A 23,669-nucleotide genomic window follows, 5' to 3' on the forward strand; every position below is an offset into this window, starting at 1 on the left:
ATGGGCTCTCCGGTATTCGAGGAATTCGATCCCGAGAGCGACTGCGACTGCCCCGGATGCGTATCCCGGCGGCGGACGGGATCGAATTCCCCGTCCGCCCCGTTCGGCGGACGACCGGCCGCCCACCGTGTCGTCGTCGTCGCGACGGCCGCTGCCGCCGTGCTCGGCGCCGCCCACGCGGCGCCCGCCCTCGCCGCCCCGCAGGCTCCTGGCCGGCCCGACGTACCCGCTGGTGACGAGCCTGAGACCCCCCAGGGAGGCAAGGCGCCGCTGCACGGTCCCGCGGGGCAGCCGGCCCGGCCGGGAGGCTTGACGGGACCGGTCAGAACGCCGCCGACGACCCGGGCGGACATCATCCGGCGGGCCAGGGAATGGGTGTCGGACGAAGTTCCGTACAGCATGGACGACTACTGGTACGACGGTTACCGGCAGGATTGCTCGGGCTTCGTCTCCATGGCCTGGAACCTGTCCGGGAACGAGTGGACGGGCAGCCTCCACCAGTTCGGGACGCGGATTGCCAAGGAGGAGCTCCAGCCGGGCGACATTCTGCTGTTCCACAATCCGTCCGACCCCGAGAAAGGCTCGCACGTCGTTGTCTTCGGCGGCTGGACGGACTACACGCACAGCTACTACCTGGTCTACGAGCAGACCCGCCCGACCACACGCCGGCAGTCCACTCCCTATGCCTACTGGAGTCATTCCGACCGCTACGTCCCCTACCGCTACAAGGGCCTCACCGCCGCGGCCACGTCCGGCTCCGGGGCACAGACCGTCACCGCGACGAGTGACGGCGGCGGCGCCGAGCCCGGCGCCGAGGCTGCCGTGAGTGCCGTGAGTGCCGTGAGTGCCGCGACGACGCCGTTCCCGGGGCGGGCGGCCTTCGGTCCCGGTGCCGACAACAGGTACGTCACCCAGCTCGGACGCCTCCTCGTCGAGCGCGGCGGCGCCCGCTTCTACGCCTCGGGCCCGGGGCCGAGGTGGTCGGCCTCGGACGGGTGGGCCACCATGGCGTTCCAGCAGGCCCAGGGCTGGCGCGGCGCCGACGCGGACGGCATCCCCGGCCCGAGGACCTGGGCCCTCCTGACCGCGGGCCGGGGCAGGGACATCGACCCCGGCTGGTCCCCGGGGACAGGCCGCGTCTCCGGGACGGGAACCGCTTCAGGGGCAGGTACCGGTCCAGGCGGCGGCAGCGGCCCGGGCGGCGGGACGGCCCTCCTGTCCAGCACCGGGACGGGCACAGGCACAGGCGCCGGCACCGGTAAGGGGACCGGGAGCGGAGCCGCGACCGGCGCGGCGGGGTCGCCTGCCTCGTCGTCGCGGCCGGGCGTGCCCGCGTACCCCGGCCGGGTCATGTTCCGGCCCGGTGCGCGCAACGCGTACGTCACCCGCCCGGGAGCACCCGGGTCCCTGATCCCACCCACTGTCATGGCGTATCTGGCGCGGAGGCTGGAGGCACGCATGAACACGACCACATCACCGACACCCGAGCCCGAGGGCCCGTCCAGGCCCACCCGGCTCATCCAGAACGAGCAGACCACCGAGATCCCCGTCCACCTGCTGTTCCGCGACGAGCCCGAACCGCGGCCCGTGCCGCTGGGGCCGGCCGTGGTGGGCAGCCGGGCGGGTACCGGGGAGCAGCCGCGGCTGCGCCGGCCGGCGCCGGCCAAGCCCCGCCCGGTGGCGCAGGTCGACCCGGACCTGGCGGAGCGACGGGCCCGGGTGCTGCCGGGTGCGGCGGGCGTGTTCGCCGGGCTCTGCGGGGCGGCGGGCTGCGTGGCCGTCTCCTGGTGGGCGGGGACGCTGCCGACGCATGTGGCGCAGGTGCTGCGGTTGCCGGCGTTCGCGGGCGCCGGGCTCGGTCCCGCGCAGTGGGCGGCGTACGCGGGGGCCGGCGCAGTGGGGCTGTTCGGGTTCGGCGGTCTGGCCCGGGGACGGACCGGACGGGCCTGGGTGCTCGGTCTGTTCGGCCGCTACCGGGGGACCGTGCGCCGCACCGGCCTGCTGTGGGTGAATCCGCTGCTGCTGCGCCGCCGGGTGGACGTACGGCTGCGGCACTGGCGCAGCGAGCCGCTGCCGGCCGCCGACGGCAGCGGGGTCGCGCTGCGGGTGGTGGCGCTGGTGGTGTGGCGGGTGCGGGACACCGTGCGGGCCACGCTCGGGGTCGAGGACCACGAGACCTATCTGCGCGAGTGCGTGGAGGCGGCCCTGGCCCGGGTCCCGGTGGAGGCGCCGGGCGCGGGGCGCGGTTCGGTGGAGGCGGCGGGGGAGGCGCTGACGAGGCAGGTCGCGCTGGACGCGGGCGCGATCGGCCTGGAGGTGTTCGCGGTACGGCCGCTGCGGATCGAGTACGCCCCCGAGGTCGCCGCGGCGATGAACCGCCGCCGGATCGCCGCGCTCGACGCCCGGCACCGGGCGAGCGTGCTGACCTCGGTGGTGGACTCGGTGGAGGACACCGTGACCCGGCTGACCATGCGGGGACTCGTGGAACTCGACGACTACGAACGCAAGGCGCTGGTGAAGGACCTGACCGTCGCCTTCTGCGCGGGCCGCGGAGAACAGGGGCCGTGATTGGTCTGGACATGCAAAAGAAACGGCAATAATCTCGAACTTGGTCTAGACCTGCACAGCTCAGCTCAGTGAACTCCCCACGTTCTCCAGGAGCGGCAGCATGCGCAAAAAGACCAAGTGGTACGCCGCCGCGCTCGGACTCACCACGGCAGGAGCCTTTGTGCTCACCGCCGGGGGTGCGAGCGGCCACGGCTACACCGACCTCCCCGTCAGCCGGCAGAAGCTCTGCCAGAACGGCACCGTCACCAACTGCGGCGACATCCAGTGGGAGCCGCAGAGCGTCGAGGGCCCCAAGGGCTTCCCGGCGTCCGGCGCGGCCGACGGACGGATCTGTTCCGCGAACAACACCCGCTTCGCCCAGCTCGACAGCCCGAAGACCCCGTCGGGCGGGGCGTGGCCGGCCACCAGGGTGAACGGCGGTCAGAGCTACACCTTCCGCTGGCAGTTCACCGCCATGCACGCCACGACCGACTTCAAGTACTACGTCACCAGGCAGGGCTGGAACCAGAACCACAACCTGGCCCGCTCCGACCTCAACCTCACCCCGTTCCTGACCGTGCCCTACGGCGGTCAGCGGCCACCGTCCACCCTCTCGCACAGCGGCACGCTGCCGTCCGGGCTCAGCGGACGTCACGTGATCGTCGCGGTGTGGACGGTCGCCGACACGACCAACGCCTTCTACGCCTGCTCCGACGTCACGTTCTGAGCATCGCTTGAGCTCCTCCGGGCCCGCGCGCGGGTACGTTCCCTGCACGCCGGCACGACCAGACCGGCGCCAGGACGCCGGGGGAGCTCATGGAAGCCTTCTTCTACATCGTGCCGTCGCTCATGATCGCCGCTCTGCTGTCCGGCGTGTGGCGTCTGATGCGCCGCTCCCGGCGGGTCGCCCGGGCCTGGGGCGGCGGCCGCACCGCGCAGGCGCGCTGTCTGCGGTCGTACACGACGACCAGCGGCGGCGGCGACACCATGGTCAGCACCACCCTGCACCACGTCTACGAGTTCACCACCCGCGAGGGCCGGGCCGTGCGCTTCGAGGAAGCGAACGGCCCGGGCACGACCCTCGAAGGCGACCTCGTCACCGTCCACTACGCGGCCGGTCACCCCGAGGAGGCCACGGCCACGGCCCCCGCCCCCGGCAGGCTCCTCGCGGAGTCGGGGTGCCTGCTGCTCTTCCTCGGCGTGGCCATCGCCTTCTGTGTCCTCTTCATGGTCACCGCCCACGAGATGTTCGCCGAGGCCGACGGCCTCATGCCGTAGCCCTCCACATCTGACGCAACGTCAGTTACCTTGTGCCGCCATGGAGTCCGTCGCCGAACTCGTAGCGGCCCGGTGGGGCGACCACCGTCCCGGGCTGTGGTGCCAGTACCCCGCGACCCCCGCGCACCCGGGGGACGCCGGGCGCCCCGCGAACCCCGGGGACACCGAGTACCCGGGGGACACCGTCCTCAGCCACCACGAGGTCGCCGCCGGTGCCGCCGCCCGTGCGGCCCTGCTGGCCGACCTGCTGCCGACGGACGGTCCGCCACATATCGGTGTCCTGCTGGACAACACCCCGGAGTTCCCGCTCTGGCTGTCGGCCGCCGCCCTCGCCGGCGCGGCCGTCGCCGGGATCAACTTCACCCGGCGGGGCCCCGAACTGGCCCGGGACATCCTGCACACCGAGTGCCGGCTGCTGATCACCGAGCACACCCATCTCCCCCTCCTCAGGGGCCTCGACCTGCCCGGGGTGCGGCTGCTGATCACCGGCACACCGGAGTACGACGAGCTCCTCGCCCCCTACGGGGACGCCCGCCCCGACCCCTCCCGGGCCACCCCCGCCGACCGGCTCCTCCTCTACTTCACCTCCGGCTCGACCGGCGCCCCCAAGGCCGCGATCTGCACCCAGGGCCGGCTGGCCGCCGCCGGGCGTTCGCTGGCCGGGCAGTTCTCCGTCCGCCGGGACGACGTGCACTACGTCTGCATGCCGATGTTCCACGGCAACGCGGTGATCGCCGACTGGGCGCCCGCGCTGGTGGCCGGGGCCGGGGTCGCGCTGCGGCGGCGGTTCTCGGCGTCCGCGTTCCTGGCGGACGTACGGCGCTACCGGGCGACGTACTTCACCTACGTGGGCCGTGCGATCCAGTACGTCCTGGCCACCGATCCGCGCCCCGACGACCGGGACCATGTGCTGCGGCTCGGCTTCGGCACCGAGGCGGGGGCGGTGGACGCGGCCGCCTTCCGGCGGCGGTTCGGGGTGCGGCTGGTGGAGGGGTACGGCTCCTCGGAGGGCGGGGCGGCCGTGCAGTGGTCGCCGGGGACCCCGGCGGGGGCGGTCGGCCGGGCCGGGCCCGGTCTCGTCGTCCTCGACCCGCGGACGCGCGCCGAGTGTCCGCCGGCCGATCTCGACCCGGCCGGACGGCTCCTGAACGGGGAGCAGGCGATAGGGGAGCTGGTCAACCGGGGGCCGAACCCCTTCGAGGGCTACTGGCGCAACCCGGCGGCGGAGGCGGAGCGGCGCCGTGAGGACGGCGCGTACTGGACCGGCGACCTCTTCTACCGTGACCGCGACGGCTACCTCTACTTCGCAGGCCGCACCGACGACCGGCTGCGCGTGGACGGCGAGAACCTGGCCGCCGCGATGATCGAGAACATCCTCGCCCGGTACGAGGGGGCGGCCGCCGTGGCCGTCTACGCGGTGCCGGATCCGGTGACCGGGGACCAGGTGATGGCCGCACTGGCCGGGTCGTTCGACCCCCTCGGATTCGCCGAGTTCCTCCTCGCCCAGCCCGACCTGGGGACGAAGATGGCGCCCCGGTTCGTGCGGGTGCTGGAGCGGATGCCCGTCACCGCCACGAACAAGATCCACCGGGCGCGGCTGCGGCGGGAGGGGGTCCGGTGCGCCGATCCGGTGTGGTGGCGGCCCCCGGGTGAGGCGGCCTACCGCGTGCTGACGGCGGAAGACGCCGAGAACGCCGGCGGCGGGGGGAAAACCGAAGGGCCCCTCGTGTCCACGAGAGGCCCTTCACCGGTGCGCCGCCAGGGACTCGAACCCCGGACCCGCTGATTAAGAGTCAGCTGCTCTAACCAACTGAGCTAGCGGCGCATGACTCCCGCCCTCCGCCTTCGGCGGCTGGCGACGGAGAAAATACTACCCGGTCCGCGGGAGTGCTCCGGACCACTCCGGGGCCGCCCGCGTGACTGCCGGCGCGACTGCTCCCGGGGCCTTCCGGGACTGCTCCGGACGGCCCGCCGGCCGGGCCTCAGATCGCGAGGGACAGCAGTACCGGTGCCGCGTTCCTGTTCAGGGTCTCGGCGGCCTGGCGGAGCCGGTGGGCGTGCTCGACGGGCAGGGAGAGGGCCAGACAGCCCGCCGTGGCGCCGGCGGTGATCGGGACGGCCGCGCACACCGTGCCGATCGCGTACTCCTGGAGGTCGAGCACCGGGACCGTGGGCGGCTGTGCCTCCAAGCGGGAGAGCAGCAGCTTGTCGCTGGTGATGGTGCGCGAGGTGAGCCGGGCCATCTTGTGCCGGGAGAGGTGGTCGCGCCGGCCGTTGTGGTCGAGCTGGCCGAGCAGGCTCTTGCCGAGCGCGGTGGCGTGGGCGCAGGAGCGGAAGTCGACCCACTCGTTGACCGACGGCGTGGCGGGGCCGTCGGCGTACTGGGTGATCGTGACCTCGCCGTCGACGTACCGGCTGATGTAGACGGCCGCGCCGACGGAGTCGCGGAGCCGGTCGAGGACGTGCTGGACCTGGTCGCGCAGGGCCTGCTCGCGCAGGTGCGCGGACGCGAGGCGGGTCAGGGCGTCTCCCGTGACCCAGGCCCCGTCGGCGACCTGCTCGACATAGCCCTCGCGGCGCAGCATGCGCAGGAGGGGGGTCAGCCGCTCCGCGGTCAGGCCGGTCCGGCGGGTGAGTTCGCTGTCGGTGACACCGGTGGAGTACCGCGCCACCGTCTCGAGAACGCGCAGTGCTTCCTGGGCCGAGTGGTACGGCGCGGTCGGCTCGACCCTCATGACAGCTCACCTCGCATCGTGGTGCAGGGCGCGAGCAGGTTCGGCCGGGGGCCCGGCCCGCCGCGCAGCGGCTGTCGCACACGGCGTCCCCCGGGGCAGCACAGCAGCGCCACGGTTCCCCCCTGGTCGCTTCATGGCCGTGATCACCTGATCCTGGCAGTGAATCACCTCCACGATAACCGCCAAGGGGGCCGATGGGAGGGGGTGTTGGCGAGAATGTGTTTCACCCGCGCGCCCCTCAACTGCGACACCGACCCCCTGGCATATGCCTGAGTCATGCCCCAGTGCCGGGACCTGGGAACCTGAGCAGAGCTCACCTCTTGCGGCCCGGACGGCACCCCGGACCGCAAGCGGGGAAATGTTCAGAGCACCGCGCTCAGGAACTCGCGCGTACGCTCCTGCTCCGGAGAGCCGAAGATCTGCTCCGGCGGACCCGCTTCGATGACCCGGCCCGAGTCGAACATCAGGACCTGGTCGGAGATGTCCCGGGCGAAGTTCATCTCGTGCGTCACACAGAGCATCGTGATGTCGGTGGAGCGGGCGATGTCCCTGAGGACGTCGAGGACGCCCGCGACCAGCTCGGGGTCCAGCGCCGAGGTCACCTCGTCCAGGAGCAGGATCTGCGGCCGCATCGCCAGCGCCCGGGCGATCGCGACACGCTGCTGCTGACCGCCCGACAGCCGGGACGGCTTCGCGTCGCACTTGTCGGCCAGGCCCACCAGGTCCAGCAGCTCGCGCGCCCGCTCCTCCGCCTCGTCCTTGGGCAGTCCGAGCACGGTCACCGGCGCCTCGGTGAGGTTCCTGAGCACGCTCATGTTCGGGAACAGGTTGAACTGCTGGAACACCATGCCGATCTTCTTGCGGACCTCACGGACCTGCTTCTCCGGCGCCGGGAACAGCCGCTGCCCGTCGACGGTGATCGTGCCCTCGTCGGGCTTGGTCAGCGTCATCAGCAGCCGCAGGATCGTGGTCTTGCCGGAACCCGAGGGGCCGATGAGGGTGACGTGCTTGCCGGGCTCCACGGAGAAGTCCAGATGGTCCAGGACGGTGTTGTCCCCGAACCGCTTGGTCACCTGGTCCAGCCGTATCAGCTCGGTGGTCCTGGGGGTTTCGGAGGGCTGCTCGAGAGTGTCAACGGACAAGGCGTCGCTCCAGGGTGCGCAGAAGGAGGGAGGCGAGATACGAGATGACGATGAAGGCCACCCCGATCACGGTGAGGGGCTCGGTGAACTGGAAGTGCTCCTGGGAGAACAGCCGGGCCCGGCCGAGCATCTCCAGCACGGTGATCGCCATCAGCATCGGCGTGTCCTTGAGCATCGAGATGACGTAGTTGCCGAGCGCCGGCACGACCCGGCGGACCGCCTGCGGCAGGATCACCGCACGCCAGGTCCGGATCCTCGGCAGGTTCAGCGCGGTCGCCGCCTCCCACTGGCCGACGGGCACCGCCTCGATACCGGCCCGGTAGACCTGCATCGTGTACGTCGAGTAGTGCAGCCCGATCGCGACGACGCCGGTGGCCATCGCCGACAGGGTGAGACCCCACTCGGGGAGCACGTAGAAGAGGAAGAACAGCTGCACCAGCAGCGGGGTGTCCCGGACGAACTCGGTCACGATCCCGACCGGCCACTGCACCCACCGCGTGGGGGTCCGCATCAGCAGCGCCCACACCAGACCCAGCGTGAACGAGATCAGCGAGCCCAGGACCAGCGCCTGGAGGGTGACGAGCAGTCCCTCCCGGAACAACGGCATGAAGTCGCGGACGGCGTTCCAGTCCCAGTTCATCGCACACCCGCCTTCAGGTGGTTCTCGAGGCCGCGCATCACCCGGGTGAGCAGGAACGCGATCACGAAGTAGATGAGCAGTACGTAGGTGTAGATCTCCGCGCTCTCCTGGAGCGCGAGACGGACCAGGTTGCCGCTGAAGGCCAGGTCGCCCATGCCCATCACGGACACCAGGGCGGTGCCCTTGAGCAGCTCGACGAGGAGGTTGGAGAACGGCGGGATCATCTCCGGCACCGCCTGCGGCAGCAGGATCTTGCGCATCCGCTGCCCGGGCGTGAAGCCGAGCGCGACCCCGCCCTCCCGCTGCGCCGGGTCGACGGCCTGGAGCCCGCCGCGCACGATCTCCGCGCCGTACGCGCCGTAGGTCAGTCCGAGCGCGAGCGTGCCCGCCCACATCGGCACCAGCTGCCAGCCGAAGGCGGGCGGCAGCACGAAGAACACCCAGAAGATCATCACGAGGGCCGAGGTCCCGCGGAACACCTCGGTGTAGAAGCCCGCGAGGAAGCGGACGATCCACAGCCGGTGGGTCCGCGCGATCCCGACGAGGAAGGAGACGGCAGCGCCCAGCAGGGCGCTGAACACCAGCAGTTGAACGGTCGCCCAGACCCCCCTGAGGACGAGTTCCCAGAGTCCGGAGGTCATCCGCCGCACAGCTCCTTCGCGGTCAGGTCGGTCATCTCGGCCTCGGTGAACCCGAACGGCCGCAGGATGCGGAACAGCTCGCCGCTCCTCTTCAGCTTCCGCAGTTCCGCGTTGAAGGCGTCCCGCAGCTTCGTCTCGGTCGGCCGGAACGCGAACGCGCCGCCGTCGACATGCGGCTTGCCGCCGACGAGCGGGGCGAAGGGCTTGGTCGCCTCGGCCTTGGCGGACTTCTTCACGACCTCACGGGCGGTGAGCGCGGTACCGGCGAAGACGTCGACCCGCCCCGCCTCGACGGCGTTCAGCCCGGCGACCTGGTCGGGGACGATGAGGATGTCGCCCTCGTCGTAACCCGCCTCCACGGCGTACTGGATCTCGGCGTACCCGGTCCCGGTGGCGAACCTGGCGCCCTTCTCCACCACGTCCCGGTAGGTGTTCAACCCCTTCGGGTTCCCCTTACGGACGATGAAGGCATCCAGCATCTGGTAGTCCGGGTCGGCGAATATCACCTGCTCGCAGCGGTCGGGATTGACGTACATCCCGGCGGCCACCACATCGAACTGCTGGGAGCCGAGCCCCGGGATGAGCGACCCGAACTCGGTGGGCACGGGCTGCACCTCGTCGACCCCGAGGCGCTTGAATATCACCTTCGCCAGCTCGGGCGCCTCACCCGTCAGCCGGCCGTCCCTGTCGATGTACCCGAAGGGGATCTCGCCGGCTATCCCGAGCCGTACGACACCCTGTGCGCGCAGTCTTTCCAGCAGATCACCGCCGGGCGCGGCCGACGCCGTCGCCACCCGTGAGCAGCCCGCGGCGCCCAGCGTGCCGAGCGCCGCCACCCCCGCGAGCAGCGATCGGCGCGTGGTTCCGGTCATGTGTGTGCGATGACTGAATCTGGTCGGTGGAGCCATGGCGGCGCAGCTACCCAGGACCACTCGACGTATGCGCCGCGGATCGCGGGCCCCACACGACCACCGCGAGGTCTCCACGACGTCGGTCGACGGCGCCGCCGGTCGTCGACGTCAGTGTCCGGGCACGTACCCGCGCTGCTTGTCGACCACGTTCTTCAGCGGCCGGCCCGCCGCCCAGCGCTCGAACAGGTCCACGAACTGCGCGCCGAGTTCATCGTGCCGGCCGACCGTGTCGCCGCTCATGTGCGGCGAGATCAGCAGCCCCGGAACCCGCCACAGAGGGCTGTCCGCGGGGAGGGGCTCGCTGGTGAGGACGTCCAGGGCGGCGCCCGCGATCCACCGCCGTTCCAGGGCCGCCACGAGGGCGGCCTCGTCCACCAGCGCCCCGCGGCCGACGTTCACGAACCGGGCGGAGGGCTGCATCACACCGAACCGCCGGGTGTCGAACATGCCGCGCGTCTGCTCGGTGAGCGGAGCGGCGGCGATCACCCAGTCGGCACGGGCGAGGAGCCGGTCCAGGTCCTGGGGGCCGTGGATGCCGGTGCGCGGGACACGGCCGACGACGGCCGCGGTCATGCCGAGTGCCTTCAGCGTGCGGGCGACCGCCCGTCCGATCGGCCCGGACCCGACGACGACGGCCCTGGTCCCGGCGACGCGCACGCTCTCCCGGTGCCGCCACTCGCCGCGCCGCTGGAGCTCCCAACTGCGCGGCAGGTCCTTGGCCATCGCCAGGACCAGCGCGGCGACGTATTCGGCGATCGGCTCGTCGAAGATCCCGCGCGCGTTCGTCACCACCGTGTCCGAGGCGATGAGCTCGGGGCACAGCAGGTGGTCCACGCCGGCGCTCGCCGTGTGCACCCAGCCCGGCCGCGGACCGTCGCCGGGCCATGCGGAGCGCACCGCCCGTGAGGTGAAGTCCCAGACCAGCAGCACGTCCGCCGCCGGCAGCCGGGCGGCGAGGGAGGCCTCGTCGGTGTGCAGCACCCGGGCCCGTCCGGTGAGGCGGCCGAGACGGGGGAGGGGATCGGCGTCGAGCACGAGAAGCGTGGGCAGACCTGCGGGGACGACGGCCATCCGGTGCCCCCTACGTTCATGACCAAGCGCCTGACGTGCGCGGATTGACCACGTTCGCACCGCAACCCACCGTCGTCAACACAACCGCCGCTACCACTCGTTGGGTGTCCCGTCCCCCGGGGCGCCCGTCCCCCGGGGAGCACGGCGCCCGGGGCGCACGGCGCCCGCCGACGGCGCCGACGTCTTTCGGCCCCGCTCGGCCGTACCGGGCCGTACCCGGCCCTGCTCGGCCATGCCCGGCCCTTCTCGGCACTTCTCGGCCTTTCTCGGCCTTTCTCGGCCGACCAGGTGAACCAGGTGGGCGGCGGCGCGCCGACCGGGTACCCGAGCGATGGGAACGTGACAAGCGCCGCCGCGGCGGCGCCTTCCGCGTCCCTCGGGCAGCGGGGGTGCTTCGGCGCGCGTGTGGCCCCCGGGCTGCCGGACACCCGGGTACTTCGGGAACCTCCCGTACCGCAGGAACCCCCGGTCCTGCCGGAAGAAGAGCAGCAGGAAGGCTGGACATGACCGCACTCGGATTCCTCTACCCGGGCCACTCGGCCGAGGACGACTACCCCCGAATCGAGCAGCTCCTGGGCAGTGACATCCGGCTGGACCTGGTCCACACGGACGTCGGAGAGGACGCGCACCGGGTCGACGTGCTGCGGCAGATGGGCGAACCCGAGCGGCTGACGAAGGGTGTCGAGCAGCTGCGGCTGGCCGGCGCGGAGGCCGTCGTCTGGGCCTGCACCAGCGGCGGCTTCGTGCACGGCTGGGAGGGCGCCCAGGAGCAGGTGCGCACCCTGGCCACCACCGCCGGGATGGCGGCCTCCTCCACCTCCTTCGCCTTCGTGCACGCGGCCCGGGAGATCGGTGCCGGGCGGGTCGCCGTGGGGGCGACGTACCCGGACGACGTCGCCGGGCTGTTCGGCGACTTCCTGCGGGCGGGCGGCCTGGAGGTGACCGGCGTCCACGGTGCCGGGACCGGCACGGCGGCGGAGGCCGGCGACTGGGGCGAGGCGGAGGTGTTCGCCCTGGCACGGGCGGCCGACGCACCCGACGCCGAGGCGGTCCTGCTCCCCGACACCGCGCTGCACACGGTCGCGTACCTGCCCGCCCTGGAGAAGGAACTCGGCAAGCCGGTCCTCACCGCCAACCAGGTCACGGTGTGGGAGGCCCTGCGCCTCGCGGACCGCCGCGTGAACGCACCGGGGCTCGGCGCGCTGTTCACCCGCGAACCGCCCGTCCAGGTCTGACCGGCCGGCCGTTCCCGCCCCCGGCGAGGGGGCTGGAGGCGGTCCGGAATAAACGGGGACACCCTCCTGTTATGCGCCGGAGGACAGCACACGGCCGACAACAGGAGGACCCCCGTGGCGGCAGACGAGACGGCGAGCGATGTGACGGCGGCGGCGGACGGGATCCGGGGCACGGCACAGGGCAGCGCCCCGGCGCCCCTGTCCGTCCTGGACCTCGTCACCGTCGGCTCCGGTCACACCGCCACCGACGCCCTGCGCACCAGCGTCGAGCTCGCGCGGTTCACCGAGTCGCGCGGCTTCCACCGCTACTGGGTCGCCGAGCACCACTCGATGCCGGGCGTCGCCTCCTCCTCGCCCGCGGTGATCCTCGCCCACCTCGCCGCCCACACCGACCGCATCCGGCTCGGCTCGGGCGGCGTGATGCTGCCCAACCACGCGCCCCTCGTCATCGCGGAGCAGTTCGGCACCCTGGAGGCGCTGGCCCCGCGCCGCATCGACCTCGGCCTCGGCCGCGCACCGGGCACGGACGGCGCCACCGCCGCCGCCCTGCGCAGGACCGCCACCCTCCACGAGGGCGCCGACGACTTCCCCGAGCAGCTCGCCGAACTCACCCGTTTCCTGGACGACGACTTCCCCGACGGTCACCGCTACCGACGGATCCACGCGATCCCCGGCCCGGTCCAGGGCACGTCCCCCGGCGGGGTGCAGTCGCCGCACCGGCCGCCCGTCTGGCTGCTCGGCTCCTCCGGCTTCAGCGCCCGGCTGGCCGGCGTGCTCGGTCTGCCCTTCGCCTTCGCGCACCACTTCTCGGCGCAGAACACCGTCCCGGCCCTCGACCTGTACCGCGAGTCCTTCCGGCCGTCCGAGGTGCTCGCCGAACCGTACGCGCTGATCGGCGTCTCCGTGCTCGCCGTCGACGACGAGCGGGAGGCCCGCCGTCAGGTCCTGGCCACCGGCCTCAACATGGTCCGGCTGCGCGGCGGCCGTCCCGGTCTGTTCCCCTCCCCCGAGGAGGCGGAGGCGCACGAGTTCAGCCCGTTGGAGAGGGAGTTCGTCGACTCCTGGGGCGCGAACATCATCAGCGGCACGGCCGACGAGGTCCGCACCGGCCTCGACGACCTCCACAAGCGCACCGGCGCCGACGAGCTGATGCTCACCAGCCACGCCCACCGCGGTGAGCTGCGTCTGCGCTCCTACGAACTGGTCGCCGACGCCTACGGGTTGCCGACGGCGTAGGTCTCGGTTCCGGACTCGGTCCCGAGCAGTTCGGAGATGCGGTCCGGCGACACCGGCCGGGAGTACAGCCACCCCTGCCCGGTGTCGCAGCCGATGCTGCGCAGCCGGGTCGCCTGCGCGGAGGTCTCCACGCACTCGGCGGTGACGGTCAGCCCCAGCCGGTGGGCCAGGTCGATCATCGCCTCGACGACGACCTGGTCGGCGGGGTTGGGCGGGGAGCCCGCGCCCTCGTACTGGAAGCCCCGCACGAAGGACCCGTCGAGCTTCAGCACCGACACCGGCAGCCGGCTCAGATAGGCGAGGTTGGAGTAGCCGGTGCCGAAGTCGTCGATGGCGATGCCCACGCCCATGTCGCTGAGCGCCTGGAGCGCCTGGAGCGGCCGGCCGGCCGAGCCCATCACGGCCGACTCGGTGAGCTCCAGCTGGAGCAGGTGCGGCGCGAGCCCCGTCTCGGCGAGGATCTCCGCCACATCCGCCACCAGGTCGGAGTCCCACACCTGACGCACCGCCACGTTGACGCTGACGAACAGCGGCGGATCGTCCGGATTGTCCAGCTGCCACCGCCGGGCCTGCCGGCAGGCGGTGGCCAGAACCCATCGGCCGAGCGGCACGATCGAGCCGTCCTCCTCGGCCAGCGCGACGAACCGATTCGGCGACAGCAGTCCGAACCGCGGGTGGTCCCAGCGGACCAGCGCCTCCACACCGCGCAGCCGGCCGTCCGACATGCCGACCAGCGGCTGGTATTCGAGACGGAACTCGCCGCGCTCGATCGCGGGCCGGAGCGTGGAGGCCAGGGCCTGCCGGGTCATCAGATGGGCGTTGCGCTCGGGGTCGAACAGCGTCCAGCGGTCCTTGCCGTCCACCTTCGCCCAGTACAGGGTCGTGTCGGCGGCCTGCATCAGACCGGTCGCCGTGGTGCCGGCCGCGTGCCGTTCCACGACCCCGATGGACGCCGAGACGTTCAGCCGGTGTCCGGCCAGGTCGAAGGGGGCCTGGAGCGCCTTGAGCACGGACTCCGCGAGGTCGGCGAGCTGCTCGGTTCCGGTGGAGTCCTCGACCAGCAGGGCGAACTCGTCGCCGCCCAGCCGGGCCACCAGCGGCAGGCTGGGCCGGGTCCGCCCGGCCTCCTCGGCGCACTCCGTCAGCCGTTCGGCGACGGCCGTCAGCAGCAGGTCGCCGACCCGGTGACCGAGCGTGTCGTTGACCGCCTTGAAGCCGTCCAGGTCCAGGTAGCACAGGCCGATCCGGCCGCTCCCGCTCTGCTCGTAGGCCTCGGCCTCCAGCGCGGCGGACACCCGCTCGAAGAACAGGGTCCGGTTGGGCAGCCGGGTCACCGGATCGTGCATCTGGAGGTGCCGCAGCCTCGCCTGGAGGTCACGGTGTGCGCTGACGTCGGCGACGGACAGCAGGACTCCCGGCACGCCCTCGTCGAGGGGGCGGACGGTGACCTGCGCCCACAGCGAGCGCCCGTCGGGCTGCTTCAGGCGTCGGGTGCAGCGCAGCTTCGCCCGGCGGCCGCGCAGCACCTCGCGGTAGGCGTGCCCGGTACGGGCGTCGGAGGTCAGGTCCAGCAGGTCGGCGGCGACCCGTCCGGCCAGGCCCGCGCTCGCGCCGCCGAGCAGCGCGCCGAGCGCGTCGTTGGCGTCGACGATGCGGCCCTCGCCGTCGACCACCGCCATGGCGAGGGGCGCCGCCGTGAAGACGGAACGGTATGCCGCCGGCCGGTTGACCTGGGCCCCGCTTCCCGTACTCTCGATGTCACTCTCTGTGACGGCTGACCGCTCGAGGTCTGCCGCGGGCGTCGACCCTTCGGACGTTCCGCTCACCGCTCGCTCCCGCAGTGCACTCGATCGCTGTCCGTGCAGGAAAGTCTGCCGATCATAGTGGCTGCCCCCGGACCCGCGCAGCCACTGCCCAGTGTCCCCGAACAACCGGCCTTTCTGACAGATCGTTTCTGCCCGCACCTGGCCCGGTTCTGTGGGCGGACGACCGCTTGTGACGTTCCGTGAGAATTTCGGGGGTGTCGAGGTGATGCCCGCTTTCCGCCTCCTCACTCGTCTGGGGCAGACAAACAGGGCGTAGTACGACAAATTCACACAGGCTGGGTGGCGGTGTCCCGTGAACCGCCTTCCGGAGGTCCCTGTGCCGCGACTGCCGCGACGTCTGCGACTGATCCCGCGCCCCCGACCGCGCAGTCTGGCGGCCGTGTTCACCACCCTGTCGGCACTGGTCGCGAACTCCCTCGTCAGCGGACCCTCGGTCGCCGAGCCCTTCTCCGCCGCCCCGTGCGCCCTGACCCGCACAGCGGCCCACCACTCGGAGGGCGTCGACACCTGGAACGCCGCCTACCCCCGCCCGACCCGCACCCTCGACGCGGTGATGGTCTTCCTGTCCTTCCCGGACCGGGCCCCGATGACGTCCCCCGCCGAGCTGGCCGCCGACCACTTCCCGGCCACCAGCCGCTTCTTCCGCCAGGCGTCCTACGGCAGGTTCACCCTGAACGCGCGCCCGCTGAAGCACTGGATCCGCATGCCGAAGCCGTCCACCGCCTACGCCATACAGCGCGACTGGAAGGCCGAGAGCCGGGCCGCCTATCTGCACGACGCGCTCGCCGTGGCCGACCCCCACGTCGACTTCTCCCGCTACGACGTCGTCTACTTCGTGGCCGACCCGGACGCGCCGGGCGTCGACTCGGACGCGACGAAGGTCGTCAACCTCGACACCCCGCTGCACGCCGACGGCACCGACATCCGACGGGTCGTCACGGTGTTCGAGCAGCACCCCCCGGACCGCCTCGTCCTCGCCCACGAGACCGGCCACGTCTTCGACCTGCCCGACCTCTACCACCGCCCCGCCGACGGAAAGGGCGACTGGGACACCTACGTCGGTGACTGGGACCTGATGGGCAGCCAGTTCGGCCTCGCCCCGGACCTGTTCGCCTGGCACAAGTGGAAGCTGGGCTGGCTGGATCCGCGCCAGGTGGTGTGTGTACGGGGTCCGGGACCGACCCGGCTGACCCTGGAGCCGCTGAGTGCCGCACCGGGCGGGCCGGCCACCCGCGCCGCCGGGGCGCCGGCCTTCGGGCTAGGCGACGGCGTCAAGCTCGCGGTGGTGCGCACCGGTCCCGAGAGCGCGCTCGCCTTCGAGGCCCGCGGCCCGGCGGGCAACGACGGGGAGGCCTGCCGCAGCGGCGTCCTCGTCTACCGCGTCAGCAGCGGCGCCCGGTCCGGCCGCGGTCCGGTCGAGGTGATCGACGCGCACCCGGGCACCGAGGCCTGCTGGGAGAACTCCGTCTACCCGCCCCTCGCGGACGCCCCGGTCGCCCTCGGCGAGAGCTTCACCGTGCCGGGCAACGGCGTACGGGTGGACGTGGAGGGGCGCACGGGCTCCGGGGAGTGGACGGTGAAGATCACGCCCGGGAAGAAGCTGTGACGTCCGGCCCCGTCCCGTTTCGGGCACACGGCGTAGTCGCGCAGAAATGACTACGGCGGGGCCGGTTCGCATTGTCTGCGAACCGGCCCCGCCGTCATGTCGTGCGCCGCCAGGGACTCGAACCCCGGACCCGCTGATTAAGAGTCAGCTGCTCTAACCAACTGAGCTAGCGGCGCCTGCTGACGTCGTAGACCTTAGCATCCTGATCCTGGGGAGGAGAAATCGAAATCCGCACCGCCGAACGGGCCGCCCGGACGGCCGCCCACAGCAGAATCTCCGGGCCCGGCAGCCACGGATGACGGGTGTCGGGGGCGACCATCCAGCGCGTCGACGCACCGCTCTGCCCGGGGGTGAGCGCGGGCACGGTCACCGCGTCACCCGTGCCGTGGCACAGCAGCGGCGGCACCGTGGCGGTACGGCCGTCCGGTCGGCCGTCGGCACTCCACTCCTCCCATTCCAGCAGCGAGGGCAGCCGCTGGGCCGTACCCGGGGCGGCGAACAGCAGCGTCCGCCCGCGGAACGCGGCCACCGGTCCCGAGCCCGGCCCCTCGCCCCACAGCCGGTCCAGCATCAGCCGCCCGAACAAGGCCGGCGCGCTGACGATGTCGAAGACCGAGCCGCACGGCAGCACCACCGGGGCGTCCGGCCGCTCCTGCCACAGGGCGAGCGTGCTGCGCGGATACGTTCCGGCGGAGGCCAGCCAGGCGGCGCCGTCCGGGGTGACACCGATGGGTTCGTCGTCGCATGCGCTGCTCATACCGCCAGGTCTACCGGTGGTGAGCGGCCGAACGCACAGGGTTGCGAGAAACCGGGACGGGAGAGGCGACGGGGGAGTATCTTGCCCGCCCGGCATATGCCAGGCGGGCTGGACGGCCGAGCGGACGGGACGAGCGTCGGGGACGCGGCGCCGGGGCGTGGCGTCGGGGACGAACGGACGGACGGCGTCGGGGCGAGGCCGGCCTTCCCCCGCCCCGCCGGGTGCTCAGACGGGGTCGGCGTGCTTCCCGTCCTGCCGGGTGCTCAGACCGGGTCGGCGTGCCCTCGTCCCGCCGGTGCTCAGACCGGGTCGGCGTGCCCTCGTCCCTCGGTGTCGCCCCGCAGCAGATCACGGCCGAACTCGACCATCTTCTTCGCGTAGTCCTCGGTCCACTCGGCCCGCTCACCGATGTCCGCCGGAGTCAGGCGGTCGAAGCGGCGCGGATCGGCGAGCTGAGCCGCCGCCATGGCCTGGAACTCAACCGCCCGGTCGGCCGCCGCCCGGAACGCGACCGTCAGCTCCGTCGCGCGCGAGAGCAACGCGGCCGGATCGTCTATCGACTCCAGGTCGAAGAAGTGCTCCGGATCACCGGCCGCCTCGGCGGGCTCGAAGAGCAGGGGCGCGGGGCGTAGCCGCGGTTCGTTCCGACGCGGCGTGGGCTCCGCCATGTCTTCTCCTCCTCGTACGGTTCGGATGACGCCACAGGGCGTGGCGCCGGTGGAGTGGACCACCTTCCATTGTCCCCCGATGGTGCAAGAGGCACTCCGCCCCGCAGTCTCAAGCCTTCCGGCCCCCCCCCGATGTTCCCGTCGGCCCACCCTCCCGCAGACCCCCTGGAAGGCACGCCGGCCATCGGCCACAGACCCCCTGGAAGGCACGCCGGTTCACGGCCCCGGACCCGTCGGGAGGCGGACGGGACGGCTCACGGCTTCCAGGCCACCCGGTGTTCGGCGAGGTGTGCCAGGACCGCGTGGTTCGCCTCCCAGCCGTCCGGGAACTTCACGAGGGTCCCCAGCTGGACCGGTTCCGTCGAGGGGTAGGCGTCGAGCAGGTCGCCCACGCCGGCCCGGCACACCACCACGCAGGCGTGCCGGTGGCGGGAGGCGAGGACGCACAGGCGGCCCGTCTCCAGGTGGAAGGCGGTCGCGTCGGGACGGCCGGAGAGCGGGTGGAGGATCACCGTGACGTCGAACTCCATGCCCTGGAGCCGGTTCGCCGTGTCCACCGTCACCGCCGGGACGCCCAGCTCCGCCAGCGCAGCCCGCACCGCCGCCGCCTGGTCGCGGTGCGCCGTCCCGACGGCCACCCGGTCGGCGGTCAGCGGGGTCGGGTCGGGAGACTGCTCGGAGGTGGCGGCGCCGCCCCGGTCCAGCAGTCGCCGTACGACCGTCGCGACGGCCCGCACCGCCTCCGGGTCGGTCCGGGGCGTGTGCCGGGCGGGCAGCTCCAGCAGGCCCCAGCCCGACTCCGCCGCCTCGTCGATGACCCGGTCGGTGCCGGAGCCGTCCGGGGGCACGGCGAAGGACAGCCGCCGGTCTCCGTGCCCGGTGCCGCTGCGGAACGGGGTGTACGGGTAGAACGCGTCCGAGACCAGGGGCGCGGCCGACGCCGGGAGCCGCCAGGAGACCGGCAGCCGGTGCTGCGGCAGCTCGGGGTTGTGCGCGAGCAGGGTGGTCACCGCCGAGGCGGACGGGTCGTACGACAGTCCCGCCCACTGCTCGCCGCCCACGATGGAGAACGGGTCCAGCTGCCCCGGGTCGCCCACGAACAGCGCCCGCTCGAACAGCCCGGCCACGGCCAGCAGCCCGTCCGACCGCATCTGGTACGCCTCGTCCACGATCGCGTGCCGCCACGGCTCGTCGACCTTCACATGCGCCCACTTGGCGGCGGTCGAGATCACCACCGGCAGACCCGCCAGGTCCGCCGCCTTCGCCGACTTCCTGACGCCGGGCAGCTCGTCGAGCACCTTGTCGTACGGGTCGGCGTCGCTGCTGTGGAGCCGGCCCACCGGCAGCTCGGGGTTCTTCACGGCGAGCCGCACGACCAGATCGTCGACCTGCGCGTTGGTCTGCGCGACCACCATCAGGGGCCGCCCCGCCTCGGCGAGTTCCAGCGCCGCGCGGACGACGAGCGTCGACTTGCCCGCGCCGGGCGGGGAGTCGACGACCACCCCGCGCGCGGTGCCGTGCAGCGTGTCGCGCAGGATCGCGTCGGTGGCGCGCGTGGCGGCGGTACCGGGGTCGACGGCGGCCTCGGTGGTCACAGCAGGTCCTCCTGGGTGACGGAGTCGGGGGCTTCGGGCACCTGCTCGCCCGGCGGTCCGCCGTGCGTCCACGGGGTGTCCTCCGGGTCGGGGAGCTTCGCGCCGCCACGCTGCTCGTGCTCGAACAGCGTGAAGCAGAGCCGGTCGCCCTTCTCGGGTACGGATCCCGCCTCGGGTTCCTTGCCGCGGCCCATCCTGTCGACGATCCGGAGCACGAGCAGATCCTCCGCCGCCCGCTCCACGAACTCGGCGGCCTGCGCCTTCCCGCCCAGCGACCGGTACACCTTGGCCCGCTCCCCGAGATGCGGCCGGTCGTCCGTGCGCACGGTGACCAGCGGGCGCGGGCTGGGCCGCTTGCTCTCGCTGTACGCCATGACGACGTCGACGACCTCGCCCGCGAACGCCTCCCCGGCCAGTCGGCGCCCCGCCATCACCAGCGGGTCGTCGAGCGCCTCCTGCGCCTCGAGCCGGGCCTGTTCCCGCTCCCGGGTGGCCAGCTTGTTGGCGGCGGTGACCGCGTCGTCGCGTCGCGGCTGCGGCGGCTCACCGGCGACGACCCGGTCGCGGTGGCCGGTGAAGGACCAGCGGTCGCGTGTCCACCGCTCCTCGACGTGCGCGCCCTCCGGCAGCTCCCGCAGCAGGTCCAGGCCCTCCCACACCTTGTCCCAGGTGGGCAGCGTCCGGCTCCTCACCAGCTCGCGGATCTCCCGCTCGGCCGCGGTGAGCGCTCCCAGCCGGTCGTCGGCCTGGAGGCCGTCCTGCGCGGCGGCCAGCGCGGTACGCGCGCGGTCGTAGCGCTCGATGGCCGGGGCGAGCAGCTTGTTGTCGAACGCCGGGTCGGTCGCCGGACCGGCCGGCGGGCACCACAGCTGCCCGTCGGCGCCACGCGCGAGCTCCGCCCGCAGCGCCGCCCCCGCGCCCGACTCGCCCGGCGGCGGGGCGATCCAGGCGAGCTGGGCCCCCAGGTGCTGGTCCTCCAGGCTGGACTGCCCGGTCGCCCAGTGCCGGCCCAGGAGCTCCGTCATCGCCGTCAGCAGCGAGGAGCCGGGCACCCGGGACCGCTCCCCGAAATGGGTCAGCCACCGGCCGAGCAGCGGCACGCGCGGGGGTGCGGGATGCGGTGTCTCCGGGTCCTGCTCCGCCGTCCGCCTGAAGCGCATGGAGCGGCCCAGGAGGCGCACGAAGTCGACGCCGGCGCGGCTCGGGACGATCAGCTGGGGCGCGTCCGCGCACAGCTCGACCTCGACCTTGACGCGTTTCCCGGTCTCCGGGTCGGTCTCGTTGCGTTCGGCGGCCTCGACGACGTCGGCATAGGAGTCGAGGTACGGCAGGACGACGTCGGCCAGTTCCGCGAGGAACGCGAACCTCAGGTCGCGGTCGCGCGGCTGCGGCACCACGAGCAGACGCGGCGCGTCCCGGTCGGTGCCCACCAGCGCGCCCAGGGGGGCGCCGGCCTCACCGGCGGTGGTCAGCGGCACGAACACCAGCGGCCGGTCCGAGACATGCCGGTGCCGGACGGTGGCGGTGGGCCGGGCGCGGCCGGTGGTGACGGCCTCGAGGCGGGCGAGGGTGGTGATCAGCGACACATCGTCCCCAGGGCCTCGGCGCGCAGTTCCGCGGCCCGGCGCAGGGCGGCCACCGCAGGGTCCCGTGGATCACCGGCCTCGCCGCGCGCCGCCGCGAGGACGCCCTCGACCGTCGTCAGGCCGCCCAGTTCGGCCCGCACGGAACGGCCGAGGGAGGTGACCGCGCCGGCCGCGCGGGAACGGTCACGGCAGTGGAAGGCCAGCTCGCAGGCGGCCAGGCACTCGGGCGCGTACACCGCGGGAACCGCCTCGACGGCCGCGGTGAGCTGCTCGGCGGGCAGCTCGGGGGAGAAGCAGGTGCCGTCGGGGAGGGCGTCGGCGATGTCCTGGATGCGGGTGAGGCGGGCCAGTTGACGCCGGGTGACCGCACGCTGCTTGCGCACGTCCACGGCGGAGGCGGTGGGCAGGTTGGAGAAGTCCTTGGGGCAGACCAGCAGGACGCGGTGGCGCACGGGCGGGGCCGGGTCGAGGCGGGCGGCGATTTCCTCGAGGGCCAGCACGTACACCGCGGCCTGCCGGGCGGCCGCGCCGACCTTCGCCGGGTCCGCCGAACCGTCCAGCATCGGGAAGGACTTGATCTCCACGACCGTCCAGCTGCCGTCCGGGTGCACCACGACGGCGTCCGGCTCAAGGAAGGCGGGGGAGCCCGCGACGTCGAGCGTGATCATGGGATGGTCCAGGAGCGTCCAGGTGCCGGACGCCTCGCCGGCCTCGCGCAGTGCCAGCGCGGTGCGCGCGGTGCGGCCCTCCGGGCCGATCGCGGAGAGGTCGGGCACGGCCGCCCCGACGGGCGGAGCCGCGCCCGGGTCCAGCCGTTCGTGCACCAGCCGCAGCAGTTCCGCGCCGCCGTCCCGTTTCACCTTCGCCTCGAACGCGTTGCCGCGGGTGAGGGCGAACTGGGACTGTCCGAAGGCCGAAGGCGACCCCAGCGCGTCCGCCAGCGTCGCCTTGTCCACCCCGGCGCCGTCCAGGATCGCGCGGCGCTCGCAGCCCGGGTTCGCGGCCAGCGCCGCGAGGGCACGGGCGTCCAGCGCCTTGGCCGGCACGTCGGGGCCGCGCAGCTCAGCGAGCCGCTGCCGGAGCGCCGTCCCCCGCGTCCGAGGGGGAGGCACCCGGCTCGGCTCCGGGGCCGAACCGTGCATCGCGCTGCCGTGGAATTCGCTCACCCGTCGAAGTCTGGCACCCGCCACTGACAATCGGGGCCGATGGGGCCGTGGAGGCCGCCGCGACCAGCGGGACACGGGCCGTGAAGTATCCCCGGGCGCGGTCCGCACCGCGCATCACCAAGGGGGCCAGCAGCAGCCCGAGGCCCATCACGGCCGCGCCCGCGACCGCGTCGAGGAAGTAGTGGTTGGCGGTGCCCATCACCACGAGCGTCGTCACCAGCGGGTAGACGACGCCCGCCGTCTTCGCCGCGCGTGTGCCGCCGTGGCGCCACAGCATGACGCCGCACCACAGGGCCCAGCCGACGTGCAGGCTGGGCATGGCCGCGTACTGGTTGGTCATGCCGCCCATGCCGCGCGGCGCGCTCGCCTCGCCGCCCCACCAGCCGTACGAGCTGTACTGGGCCATGGTGTCCACGAAGCCGTGGCCCGCCGACAGCAGCCGGGGCGGGCAGGTGGGCAGCAGTGTGAAGCCGATGAGGCCCATGAAGGTGGAGGTCATCAGCCAGGTGCGGGCCGCCCGGTAGTGCAGGGCCCGCGACCGGAACAGCCAGACCAGGATCACGGGCGTCACCACGTAGTGCAGCGACGCGTACCAGAAGTCGGCCGGCACGCCTATCCACGCCTGGGTCCTGAACAGCCGGTTCAGCGGGTGCTCGGCGTTGATGTGCAGGAACTTCTCGATCCGCAGGATCGCCAGGCCGTGGTCGACGGCGGTGGTCACGTCGCCGCGCGCGAGCAGCCGGCCCCCGGAGTAGCAGGCGTACACCAGCAGGATCAGAGGCAGCTCGGTCCACCAGCGCAGCCGCGTCCGCGGGGCCGCCTCGGTGCCTGGTGTCTCGGTCTGCGGCATCCGATCGCCTCCCCCTTCGTGTCGCTGTCTCGTCGCTGGTGCGCCCGTGGCGCGGGACGGGCCACTTTACGGCGCGTGTGCGCGCCCCTCACGGGCGCCCCGGCTCTCAAAGACGCTGAGACCGCCCTCCGGGTTGCCCCTGTTCAGGGTGAGCGATGATGGAGGGCATCCGCTTGTGA

The 23,669-nt window shown here is 72.9% G+C and carries 20 protein-coding genes, 2 tRNA genes and 1 pseudogene; 8 read left to right on the forward strand and 15 right to left on the reverse strand.

The annotated features are described in order from the left end of the window. The 5 genes and pseudogenes from OHS71_RS41380 to OHS71_RS25565 form a co-directional block, all read left to right on the forward strand. Window positions 1-1,395, forward strand: a pseudogene (locus OHS71_RS41380) (peptidoglycan-binding protein); the annotation flags it as partial. A 63-nt stretch (window positions 1,396-1,458) separates the two neighbouring features. Next, window positions 1,459-2,568: an SPFH domain-containing protein gene (locus tag OHS71_RS25550; protein WP_328484643.1), complete on the forward strand. Its 1,110-nt coding sequence runs from the start codon at window positions 1,459-1,461 to the stop codon at window positions 2,566-2,568. Between the two features lie 100 nt (window positions 2,569-2,668). Beyond that, window positions 2,669-3,274, forward strand: coding sequence for a lytic polysaccharide monooxygenase auxiliary activity family 9 protein (locus OHS71_RS25555; protein ID WP_328481663.1), 606 nt, complete (start codon window positions 2,669-2,671; stop codon window positions 3,272-3,274). 89 nt (window positions 3,275-3,363) lie between these two features. Next, complete coding sequence (locus tag OHS71_RS25560; RefSeq protein ID WP_328481664.1) at window positions 3,364-3,825, forward strand: DUF3592 domain-containing protein; 462 nt, start codon at window positions 3,364-3,366, stop codon at window positions 3,823-3,825. Between the two features lie 40 nt (window positions 3,826-3,865). After that, window positions 3,866-5,611 (forward strand): AMP-binding protein, encoded by a 1,746-nt coding sequence (locus OHS71_RS25565; RefSeq protein ID WP_328481665.1) that lies wholly within the window; start codon window positions 3,866-3,868, stop codon window positions 5,609-5,611. Here OHS71_RS25565 and OHS71_RS25570 read toward each other — a convergent pair. The 7 genes from OHS71_RS25570 to OHS71_RS25600 all read right to left on the reverse strand — a co-directional run bounded on the left by OHS71_RS25570 (window position 5,577) and on the right by OHS71_RS25600 (window position 10,965). Further along, window positions 5,577-5,650 (reverse strand) — tRNA-Lys (locus OHS71_RS25570). The genes OHS71_RS25565 and OHS71_RS25570 overlap by 35 nt on opposite strands. Before the next feature lie 157 nt (window positions 5,651-5,807). Continuing rightward, window positions 5,808-6,560, reverse strand: coding sequence for an IclR family transcriptional regulator (locus tag OHS71_RS25575; RefSeq protein ID WP_328481666.1), 753 nt, complete (start codon window positions 6,558-6,560; stop codon window positions 5,808-5,810). 362 nt (window positions 6,561-6,922) lie between these two features. Continuing rightward, window positions 6,923-7,702: an ectoine/hydroxyectoine ABC transporter ATP-binding protein EhuA gene (gene ehuA / locus OHS71_RS25580; protein WP_328481667.1), complete on the reverse strand. Its 780-nt coding sequence runs from the start codon at window positions 7,700-7,702 to the stop codon at window positions 6,923-6,925. Beyond that, a complete protein-coding gene (ehuD, locus tag OHS71_RS25585; RefSeq protein ID WP_328481668.1) occupies window positions 7,692-8,342 on the reverse strand; it encodes an ectoine/hydroxyectoine ABC transporter permease subunit EhuD in 651 nt (216 codons plus the stop codon). The genes ehuA and ehuD overlap by 11 nt, the downstream gene beginning before the upstream one ends. Next, window positions 8,339-8,983 carry an ectoine/hydroxyectoine ABC transporter permease subunit EhuC gene (gene ehuC / locus OHS71_RS25590; RefSeq protein WP_328481669.1) on the reverse strand — a complete coding sequence of 215 codons (645 nt, stop codon included), beginning with the start codon at window positions 8,981-8,983 and terminating at the stop codon, window positions 8,339-8,341. The genes ehuD and ehuC overlap by 4 nt, the downstream gene beginning before the upstream one ends. Further along, window positions 8,980-9,855, reverse strand: a complete 876-nt coding sequence (gene ehuB / locus OHS71_RS25595) for an ectoine/hydroxyectoine ABC transporter substrate-binding protein EhuB (protein ID WP_328481670.1) — start codon at window positions 9,853-9,855, stop codon at window positions 8,980-8,982. Before ehuB ends, ehuC begins: the two co-directional genes overlap by 4 nt. A 147-nt stretch (window positions 9,856-10,002) precedes the next feature. Then, complete coding sequence (locus tag OHS71_RS25600; protein ID WP_328481671.1) at window positions 10,003-10,965, reverse strand: D-2-hydroxyacid dehydrogenase; 963 nt, start codon at window positions 10,963-10,965, stop codon at window positions 10,003-10,005. A 503-nt stretch (window positions 10,966-11,468) separates the two neighbouring features. Here OHS71_RS25600 and OHS71_RS25605 point away from each other — a divergent pair. Both OHS71_RS25605 and OHS71_RS25610 read left to right on the forward strand, forming a co-directional pair. Next, on the forward strand, window positions 11,469-12,200 hold the full coding sequence (locus OHS71_RS25605; protein ID WP_328481672.1) for a maleate cis-trans isomerase family protein: 732 nt from the start codon (window positions 11,469-11,471) through the stop codon (window positions 12,198-12,200). 114 nt (window positions 12,201-12,314) lie between these two features. Further along, the gene (locus OHS71_RS25610) at window positions 12,315-13,436 is read left to right on the forward strand and encodes an LLM class flavin-dependent oxidoreductase (RefSeq protein WP_328481673.1); all 1,122 of its coding nucleotides are present in this window, start codon (window positions 12,315-12,317) and stop codon (window positions 13,434-13,436) included. Here the strand turns inward: OHS71_RS25610 and OHS71_RS25615 are convergent. Then, complete coding sequence (locus OHS71_RS25615) at window positions 13,415-15,262, reverse strand: putative bifunctional diguanylate cyclase/phosphodiesterase (RefSeq protein ID WP_328481674.1); 1,848 nt, start codon at window positions 15,260-15,262, stop codon at window positions 13,415-13,417. The genes OHS71_RS25610 and OHS71_RS25615 overlap by 22 nt on opposite strands. 337 nt (window positions 15,263-15,599) lie before the next feature. Here OHS71_RS25615 and OHS71_RS25620 point away from each other — a divergent pair, with 337 nt between their 5' ends. Continuing rightward, the gene (locus tag OHS71_RS25620) at window positions 15,600-16,868 is read left to right on the forward strand and encodes a M6 family metalloprotease domain-containing protein (protein ID WP_328484644.1); all 1,269 of its coding nucleotides are present in this window, start codon (window positions 15,600-15,602) and stop codon (window positions 16,866-16,868) included. Between the two features lie 102 nt (window positions 16,869-16,970). Here the strand turns inward: OHS71_RS25620 and OHS71_RS25625 are convergent. The 7 genes from OHS71_RS25625 to OHS71_RS25655 form a co-directional block, all read right to left on the reverse strand. After that, window positions 16,971-17,044: transfer RNA gene (locus tag OHS71_RS25625), tRNA-Lys, on the reverse strand. Continuing rightward, window positions 17,035-17,625, reverse strand: coding sequence for a bifunctional DNA primase/polymerase (locus OHS71_RS25630; protein WP_328481675.1), 591 nt, complete (start codon window positions 17,623-17,625; stop codon window positions 17,035-17,037). Before OHS71_RS25630 ends, OHS71_RS25625 begins: the two co-directional genes overlap by 10 nt. Before the next feature lie 299 nt (window positions 17,626-17,924). Beyond that, the gene (locus OHS71_RS25635) at window positions 17,925-18,293 is read right to left on the reverse strand and encodes a hypothetical protein (protein WP_328481676.1); all 369 of its coding nucleotides are present in this window, start codon (window positions 18,291-18,293) and stop codon (window positions 17,925-17,927) included. Between the two features lie 254 nt (window positions 18,294-18,547). Further along, entirely contained in the window at window positions 18,548-19,888 is a 1,341-nt protein-coding gene (locus OHS71_RS25640; RefSeq protein WP_328481677.1) for an AAA family ATPase, read from the reverse strand. Beyond that, window positions 19,885-21,474: a hypothetical protein gene (locus OHS71_RS25645; protein ID WP_328481678.1), complete on the reverse strand. Its 1,590-nt coding sequence runs from the start codon at window positions 21,472-21,474 to the stop codon at window positions 19,885-19,887. Before OHS71_RS25645 ends, OHS71_RS25640 begins: the two co-directional genes overlap by 4 nt. Next, the gene (locus tag OHS71_RS25650; RefSeq protein ID WP_328484645.1) at window positions 21,465-22,586 is read right to left on the reverse strand and encodes a hypothetical protein; all 1,122 of its coding nucleotides are present in this window, start codon (window positions 22,584-22,586) and stop codon (window positions 21,465-21,467) included. Before OHS71_RS25650 ends, OHS71_RS25645 begins: the two co-directional genes overlap by 10 nt. Then, the gene (locus OHS71_RS25655; RefSeq protein WP_328481679.1) at window positions 22,537-23,490 is read right to left on the reverse strand and encodes a phosphatase PAP2 family protein; all 954 of its coding nucleotides are present in this window, start codon (window positions 23,488-23,490) and stop codon (window positions 22,537-22,539) included. Before OHS71_RS25655 ends, OHS71_RS25650 begins: the two co-directional genes overlap by 50 nt. Window positions 23,491-23,669: the final 179 nt, after the last annotated feature.

The sequence above is a fragment of the Streptomyces sp. NBC_00377 genome, assembly GCF_036075115.1.
GTDB lineage: Bacteria > Actinomycetota > Actinomycetes > Streptomycetales > Streptomycetaceae > Streptomyces.